Source organism: Trichocoleus sp. FACHB-6 (genome assembly GCF_014695815.1).
GTDB classification, from domain to species: Bacteria; Cyanobacteriota; Cyanobacteriia; order Cyanobacteriales; family FACHB-T130; genus Funiculus; species Funiculus sociatus.
In genome coordinates this window covers 63,499-69,498 of record NZ_JACJOY010000055.1, presented here as the reverse complement: position 1 = coordinate 69,498, position 6,000 = coordinate 63,499, and the positions used below count along the sequence as shown (strand labels likewise).

The 6,000-nt window shown below is 45.4% G+C and carries 2 protein-coding genes, 1 tRNA gene and 2 pseudogenes; 2 read left to right on the top strand and 3 right to left on the bottom strand.

Annotated features, from left to right (window positions below; all coding sequences use genetic code 11):
• Nucleotides 1-186: 186 nt before the first annotated feature.
• Nucleotides 187-1,845: pseudogene (locus tag H6F66_RS10545) on the bottom strand (IS1634 family transposase).
• A 212-nt stretch (nucleotides 1,846-2,057) separates the two neighbouring features.
• Here H6F66_RS10545 and H6F66_RS10540 point away from each other — a divergent pair.
• Entirely contained in the window at nucleotides 2,058-2,378 is a 321-nt protein-coding gene (locus H6F66_RS10540; protein ID WP_190420914.1) for a hypothetical protein, read from the top strand.
• On the opposite strand, the pseudogene H6F66_RS10535 reads toward H6F66_RS10540, so the two are convergent.
• A pseudogene (locus H6F66_RS10535) lies at nucleotides 2,332-3,468 on the bottom strand (DUF3131 domain-containing protein); the annotation flags it as partial. The gene H6F66_RS10540 and the pseudogene H6F66_RS10535 sit on opposite strands and share 47 nt — an antisense overlap.
• 186 nt (nucleotides 3,469-3,654) lie before the next feature.
• Between H6F66_RS10535 and H6F66_RS10530 the strand changes: the two are divergent.
• A tRNA-Ser gene (locus H6F66_RS10530) sits at nucleotides 3,655-3,741 on the top strand.
• A gap of 6 nt (nucleotides 3,742-3,747) precedes the next feature.
• On the opposite strand, the gene selD is transcribed toward H6F66_RS10530, so the two are convergent.
• The gene (gene selD / locus H6F66_RS10525) at nucleotides 3,748-5,994 is read right to left on the bottom strand and encodes a selenide, water dikinase SelD (RefSeq protein ID WP_190420912.1); all 2,247 of its coding nucleotides are present in this window, start codon (nucleotides 5,992-5,994) and stop codon (nucleotides 3,748-3,750) included.
• Nucleotides 5,995-6,000 lie beyond the last annotated feature (6 nt).

Below are 6,000 nucleotides of genomic sequence, written 5' to 3'. Positions count from 1 at the left end.
TCCTTCTACCGCATCTTCAGTTCAACGTTCACATAGAGGCACTGGAAACGATGGAAGCTAACAATTCATTCCTTCCTTCTACCGCATCTTCAGTTCAACTGCGTAACTCCTGAGAACTTTCCAAGAACTGCCAGAAAAAGTTGCAGCGATGATGTCAATTATCAGAGAAAAATTGGCCCAGACGATTCAATGAAACAGATAGTAGGCTTGACAAGTAGCGGGGAAAAAGCTGAGAGTCCTCAAGCGTTCATCTGTTAAGTTAGAAACTTGCTTAACGCTATCAAAGAGCAACAAATGAACCGCTTGAAAGCACTGAAATATCCAGCGTAAAGTCGGTCGTTCAGTCAGCCGACCTAACTGATTTTTAATTCCTGTCTGGGCTTGTTTCAAAGTCTGACGGAGTTGGCGTTGAGCTAAGGTATAAACTAACAAACATAAACCCATAATCAGAGCGAGAGCTTCAATTCTTTCGGGAGACTTCAGAAACACACTGTCTGTGAAGAAGAGAGGGTCTTTCAAAAAACTAAATCTTCGTTCTGCCGCTTGTTGGTTCTTATATTTAGCAATCATCTCCTCGGGACTTAACTGATTAACATCTAGCACATTAGTCGCCAGGATAAAGCGTCCAGCCTGTCACCGTTCGGCTTCGACGATATCAGATTTGAGTTCTAGGCAAGCTGTGAGTTTATAGCTATCGCCAGAGTTTTTCCGCGTCGATTTTGACGGAATTTCTTGAGTATCTAGAGCAACGAGTTGATAATACTTAAGTTTTTTAGATAGCTTATCAGCCGCCTTGAGAGCATCAGCTACACAAGCAAAACCTTGACGAGATAACTCTCGCAATTGTTTAGTGACTTCTGCTTGTGCCTTATCCAGGTTGTTCTCCAGACGCTTTAGGTCAGACTCTTGACGCTCCTGACTTTCAACTACTAACCATCGCTGTTGAATCCCACCATACTGACTTTGATGTTGTGACCAACGATAGCCAGATATTGTGCTTTCGGTAAATGCCTCGCCTGTGAGTTGACTTACCAATTCCTTGGCTTGTTTAATGGTCAACGGAACTCGGCTTAACCATTTGAGCGTTGCCATCTCCACCAAATTTGCTTCGCTGTACAGAGCACTATCAGCTACCATCAGGGCATCTAAGTCTAGATGCTGTTTGAAGTCTCTCAAAACTTGCGGAAATACCGCTTGGTCTGATTCATTGCCATCCCCAACCCGTAAATATAGTGGTACGTCTCCATCTTCACTGCAAATTAAATCGAGAATGAACTCTTTGAGGTCAGGTCTATGGTCGCGAGAATAACCATAAGTAATGACAATCGGTTGTGGAGTAGCTGCTTCCTTTATTCCTGCTACAGCTGTTTCACCAGTGTTGGTAGCTTGTTTTTGGATATAGACTTCTGGTAGGTTTGATTCATATTCTCCATGAACATGGAAGGAAGTAGCATCCAAGTGAGCTGTTTCTAGAGCGACATTGAATTGCTGAGCTGCCCCGATAGCAATCGTCGCAAAAATCTGGCTCAATCCGGTGAGATAAAGCTTGTCTAGCACTCGACCTAAGCGGTCATCATTGAGGTGTTCCGGTTGAATTCCTTCTCCAATTAAATGTTCTGTAGCTTTACCTTCAAAGAACTTGGGAAATAAATATAAAGGAGCAGAGACTAGCCCCAGTCCGTTCAAGATCATGGCTTTAACTGCCTGTCCCGGACTGACTTTTTCCCCGGTTTGAGTCCCAACTAAGTCATTAATTTTTTCCACAATTCCTATGGCATCAACCGTTCCGGCTACTAACCCCAAGTGGTCTAGATTAGCGACTTGAATTTGCGGGGGTGAACTCATCATCGTCTCTTGAGGAATTTTTCCCTAACTCGATTTGACTCTTGAGTTTACTGTTAGAGCTACTCTTTTCCAACAAAGGGGAAGGTCGAGCGTCGCTCGACCTTTCTCCTGAAGCAGGATTATCATTCTAGTTCAGGGCAGCGCTTGAGTATTATTACTTAAAATTGCCAACAGTTATCCACTTCCATCAGCCCCAGCCATCCTTGTGACAGTTGTGGGTGCGGAATGTGGGTGTCAAAGGTCTAGTTAGTTTCAGGGAGGAGAAGGAAGCAGGTCCGCCAACAGAGGGAATGGGTGCGACGGCAACTGCTGTAGGCGCACTCACCGCAGGAGTTGAAGCAGGCATTGACGGTGCTGTTGAGGCAGAACTCGCCCTAGGCTGTACCGTTGAAGGTGTTGGAGTTTTCTGCGAACTGGAAGTTGAGGATGCTGTCCCCGCAGAACCCCCACTGGGTTTTCCCGTTGAAACTGCTACACCACTCGATCTCCATCCGGACTCCGCAAATCCTTCACCGCATCAAAAACTTGTTTAGCATAAGCGTTATCTGGGTAAAGATATCGCCAGCCAAATGCTGCTTTGACGCTAATACTCCGAAACTGGGGAATTGGTTCATTTTTCTCCGTAATCGGTGTCCAAGCAACCCCATTTGCAAAAACCGTGTTGTAAATAAAATAAGGCGCTTGATCCAAGTTATCTTCTGTCACCGCCGTGAGTTCACCTGTTTGCTCAAAGCGAAGTTTTTGCACATCTAAAACTCTGGCGGCAAAATCGGCTATCTCACCTTGAAAGCCAAATTCAATCCCATCTAAAATATAAGACTCGCTGACGACATAGTTATTGGCATTGGTGCTTTTATAGTTGCGAGTATCAACAGGAATTTGAACTCTGTTCACCTCGACAAACTTAAATGGTTCAAATGATGCTGCCTTTGATGCTTTAAAACCTCAAAGTTCATAGCCTCTAGCGGCGTATTCTTCGTAGCTTAAGCGTCCTTCTTGCACCAGCAAGGTTTTATTATCGGGGAGAACTGTCGCACCATAAAGCTGTCCATCTTTGAGACTTCGAGCTACTTGCCAGTTGTCTACAATTCCTTTCATCCAATCTGCATATTGAGGATGACAAGTCCGAATGACGTGAAATGCAGCTAAGATACGACCAACATCCAATGCAGACCAGCCAATCTCCTTTTCCAGGGGATTGTTGCCATAATCAACCATCTGTCCGGTCGCCACATTATAGACCTTATTCGGTAAGGCATTCTCAAATAATTTCAGTCCACTCAAACCTGTTAAAAACTTGTTGAGGCGGGCATCAAATTCTGCTTGGTCGATTAAATTCAGCCACCGCGCTGAATAGAGCGCCATTGCTGAATTGAACGCCATTAAGTAATTATTTATATCCCAAAGAGTACCGGAAGGATATCCTCCTGTGGAATTGGTAAATCCCGTATTTTGCTGATAGTTATTGACAAAATACTGCCAAGCTGATTTAGCGTAAACTTGTTCTTCTGGCGTTAACGGAGCAGCGATTTCCCCACAGGTACTTGATGCAGTGGGTGGAGCTTGAGCAAGCGCTTGCTCTGGCAGAGAAACATTTAGTACAGGCTGGGAAACGGCTCCCACTAGGAATAGGGCAATCAGCTTTGAGCTTTTGCGCCGAGATGATAAATTAGCATGAACTAGCTATTACCTCCAGTGATGGGGTGATGCTTTACTGGAAATTCTCCGTTGGGCAGAAGAGATTGGCGGAATGTGGGATATACTGGTAACGCTGACTTATTAACCAAAGGTTATATAGGTATAGCTCTTGGAGAGGTGGCAGAGTGGTTGAATGCGACTGACTCGAAATCAGTTGTGGCGGCAACGTCACCGGAGGTTCAAATCCTCTCCTCTCCGTTGAATTTAGACAATTAGTGAGATGGGCTTAATGCCTTGATTCGGTAGCGTGACGCGACCGATTATCCGGCTTTGGGTATATCCCAAGGTTTTGAGTGAGGCGACACAAGCACCAGCACGTTCATCGGGGATAGCAGCTAAGAGTCCACCGGAGGTTTGGGGATCGAACAGGAGAGGGTAGTTAAAGAGATCGCGCACTTGTGATAAATTGCTAATTTGGCGGGATGCCCGTAAATTCTGCGGATGCAAAGAACTAACAATTCCCATTTGCAGTGTTTCTAAAGCACCTTCGAGAACTGGAATGGCTTCTAAATCTAAGTCCACCGCTACCTGAGATGCTTGGATCATTTCCAGCAAATGCCCCAACAGTCCAAAGCCTGTAACATCAGTACAGGCAGTAGTTCCATATTTCAATAAACACTTAGCTGCTGCTTGATTTGATAGCAACATTGATGCAACACCACCATCAATCCAGCGTCCTTTTGCCTTCAGGCGCATATCAGCGGCAAATAGAGTACCAGTCCCTAGTGGTTTGGTTAAAATTAGCACCTGGCCTGGCTTCATACCGCCTTTTCGCAGCAGCTGATTAGGATAGGCTAATCCGTTACAGGACAACCCAAAGATAAGTTCTGCACCTTCGGTTGTGTGTCCGCCTACGAGGGGTGTCTCGGATTGATGCAACACTTTAGAGGCACCTGATAGCAGTTGATAAAGGGTTTCCTCCTGCTTTTTTTCCCAGGCGTAGGGAATGGTGACAATTGCTAATGCACTCTGGGGAGTAGCACCCATTGCAAAAATATCGCTTAAGCAATGATTGGCGCTAATTTGAGCAAAGATAAACGGATCATTAATTAAGCTGCGGAAATAGTCTAAGGTATGAACCATCACCTGATCCGCTGGCACCTTAACTACGGCGGCATCATCTGGTGCATCAAGTCCAATTAGAATATCTTCTCTATTAGCGGATTCAGGTTGTTCTAATTTAATACGATGCAAGACTCTTTCGAGTGTGGTACTGCCGATTTTAGAACCGCAACCAGCACAACGCATTGGGGGATTGGGGATTTTAGATTTTGGATTGGGGATTTTGGATTGGGTTACGGCTGACATTTCTGGCAAGTTGTGGAAACGTGCCATAAATTGGCGGTCGATGCGGTCTTTCCAGTGCCATAGTAGGGGAGATTGGCAGCCGAAATTTCCCCAGGAAGCGATCGCGCTCTTATCCCCTGTACCAATTAAACTAAGATATTGTTTCTGCGGCTTGTACGGTTTGAGTGGTTTCCCTAGTAATGTCCGCCGCAGGTTGTTAAATAGTGGCTTCCCCTGACGCACCGCAAATACTCCCGCCTTGGGACGGGGATGATTAACCATCGCCGCAATATCACCAGCAGCAAATACTTGGGGATGAGACACTGATTGTAATGTGTCCCCTACACCAATAAAGCCTTTGGTATCAGTAGCTAGTCCAGATGCTTGTAGCCAAGTGGGTGCGGAGGCTTGTGTCACCCAAAAGATGCGATCGCACTCTATCACAAGATTCGATTCGCAGATAACCTTGTGCGGTTCAACCTGGCACACCTTTTCCGACAAATGCAATTGAATTTCCCGCTGGGTGAGAATTTTTTGGAGACGATGACCCACCCACTGGTTATAGTTCGGTAAAAGGTAGGAACCGCTATGGAATAAATGAATTTCTGGGTTTTGTTTAGAAAATTTATCTAGGCGAGAGTGCATTGCTAGTGCCAGTTCCACACCTCCACCACCTCCACCAACAATAGCAATTTTTATAGATTTTTCGGGATTTGCCGCAACATCCGTAAGCAGCTGATTCCATGCACTCAAAAACTTTGGTACTGGTTTAGCTGGAATAGCGTATTCAGCGGCTCCCGGAACAGATATTATTGCTGGAGTGCTGCCAATATTGATTGATAACAAGTCAAAGGCAACATCTGGACGGTTAGCACAAATCACTTTATTATTGTCCAGGTCTAGACCAATTACCCGGTCAATATACACCTGCGCTTGGGCAAATTGGGCAAGGCGGCGCAAGTCAATATGACTTTCATCATAATCATAGATGCCTGCCACATGACCGGGAAGCATTCCAGAATAAGGAGTGTGTGATACCTCTGAAATTAGCGTCAGGCGTACTCCCGGTAACGGTTTCATGGCAAACATTTTCAGTGCAATGGCATGGCTATGTCCGCCACCGACTAGCACTAAGTCTTTGAAAATAGGAGATGTTACCTGCATCTAAAA

Coding starts and splice junctions, on each gene's coding strand:
- selD (WP_190420912.1), bottom strand. CDS start 5,994: ATGCAGGTAACATCTCCTATTTTCAAAGACTTAGTGCTAGTCGGTGGC.